Here is a 1,702-nt window from a genome sequence, read left to right on the forward strand (position 1 = left end):
GTTGAAGGCGATCACCAGCGTCAGAGATTCATTTGCGGCCGTCAGCGTTTCGGCCTCGTCGAGCAGTCCCCTGATATCGGGCTGCAGCCCTGCCCGGTCGCCGATGATTCTAACCCGCACACCGCTCTGGTGCAGTTCGGCAAGGTCACGGCGGATGAACATTTTCAGAAGGCCCATCAGGTCGCTGACCTCGGATTTCGGCCGCGACCAGTTCTCCGACGAGAAAGCGTAGACGGTCAGGTAGGAGATGCCGAGCCCGGGTGCTGCGCGCACCGTCTTGCGCAGCGCCTCGACGCCGGCACGATGGCCCGCAAGACGAGGCAAGCCGCGCGCCTTGGCCCAGCGTCCGTTTCCGTCCATGATGATCGCGACATGCGCGGGCGTTGCCATGTTCTCGCTTTCGGGTCAGCCGGAGGCCAAGACCCTAAACCTGCATGATTTCAGCTTCCTTATCGGAAAGCAGGTGGTCGATGGTGCTGATCGTCTCGTCGGTAAGTTTCTGAACCTGGTCCGAGCGCTTGCGCTGATCGTCCTCGCTGATGTCGCCGTCCTTCTCCGCCTTCTTCAGGAAGTCCATGCCGTCGCGGCGCACATGGCGCGCGGCGACCCGGGCGTTCTCGGCGTAGGTGTGCGAGATCTTGACCAGTTCCTTGCGGCGCTGTTCGTTGAGTTCGGGAAGCGGAATCCTGAGGTTGGTGCCGTCCACGATCGGGTTGAAACCCAGATTGGATTCGCGGATCGCGCGGTCGACCGCGCCAACCATCGACTTGTCCCAGACCGACACCGAGATCATGCGCGGCTCCGGCACCGAGACGTTGGCGACCTGATTGATCGGCATGGTGGTGCCATAGGCCTGCACCTGGATCGCATCGAGCAGATTGCTGGAGGCGCGACCGGTCCGCAGCGAAGCCAGATCATGCTTGAACGCGGCGATGGCCCCATCCATGCGCCGCTTGAGATCGTCGTACTCACCACTCATCTTTATCTCCTCGACCCGTCTAATGCGGGCTCACTGCTTCGGGGCCGTCTTCGAATCGGACCTTCGAAAACCGGTTTCCCTTCGGGCCAGGCCGCCGATCAATCGTCCGCGACGACCGTGCAGCGGCCGCCGCCCCTCAGAATATCGCCGAAACCACCTTTTTCGTGGATCGAATAGACGATTATCGGAATGTTGTTTTCGCGCGCAAGTGCAATCGCTGCAGTATCCATGATGGAAAGGCCGCGATTTATGACTTCGCCATGGCTGATGCGCTCGAAACGCGTCGCATTCGGGTCCTTCTTCGGGTCCGCCGAGTAGACGCCGTCGACCTGAGTACCCTTGAACAGTGCGTCGGCGCCAATTTCAGCCGCGCGGAGGGCGGCGGCCGAATCAGTGGTGAAGAACGGATTGCCGGTGCCGCCGGCGAAGATCACCACCTTGCCCTGGTTCATGTAGGCAGTCGCCTGGCGCTGCGAAAAGCTCTCGCAAAGTTCGGGCATGGCGATCGCCGAAAGCACCACGGCGTCGACGCCGATCTTGTTCAACGACGTGCGCAGCGCCAGCGAGTTGATCACCGTGGCAAGCATGCCCATGTGGTCGCCGGTGACACGGTCGCCGCCCTTGGAGGCAACCGCCACGCCGCGAAAGATGTTGCCGCCGCCGATGACGACGCCGACCTCGATGCCCAATGCACGCGCCTCGGCGATGTCGCCGGCGATGCGA

General features: G+C 62.3%; 3 protein-coding genes. All 3 read right to left on the reverse strand.

The genetic code is table 11. The features are described from left to right. On the reverse strand, window positions 1–390 hold a 390-nt coding region (uppS, locus tag EN925_RS34765; RefSeq protein ID WP_128337314.1), incomplete at its 3' end, for a polyprenyl diphosphate synthase. A 34-nt stretch (window positions 391–424) separates the two neighbouring features. Beyond that, window positions 425–979: a ribosome recycling factor gene (gene frr / locus EN925_RS34770; RefSeq protein ID WP_013531759.1), complete on the reverse strand. Its 555-nt coding sequence runs from the start codon at window positions 977–979 to the stop codon at window positions 425–427. 98 nt (window positions 980–1,077) lie between these two features. Then, the coding region (pyrH, locus tag EN925_RS34775; protein WP_128337315.1) for a UMP kinase at window positions 1,078–1,702 on the reverse strand (625 nt) is incomplete at its 5' end.

Source organism: Mesorhizobium sp. M7A.F.Ca.US.006.04.2.1 (assembly GCF_004022915.1).
In the GTDB taxonomy this organism is placed as follows: Bacteria; Pseudomonadota; Alphaproteobacteria; order Rhizobiales; family Rhizobiaceae; genus Mesorhizobium; species Mesorhizobium ciceri.

Bases quoted from the DNA above. Each gene is read 5' to 3' on its own strand.
- frr (WP_013531759.1), bottom strand. From the start codon at position 979: ATGAGTGGTGAGTACGACGATCTCAAGCGGCGCATGGATGGGGCCATC.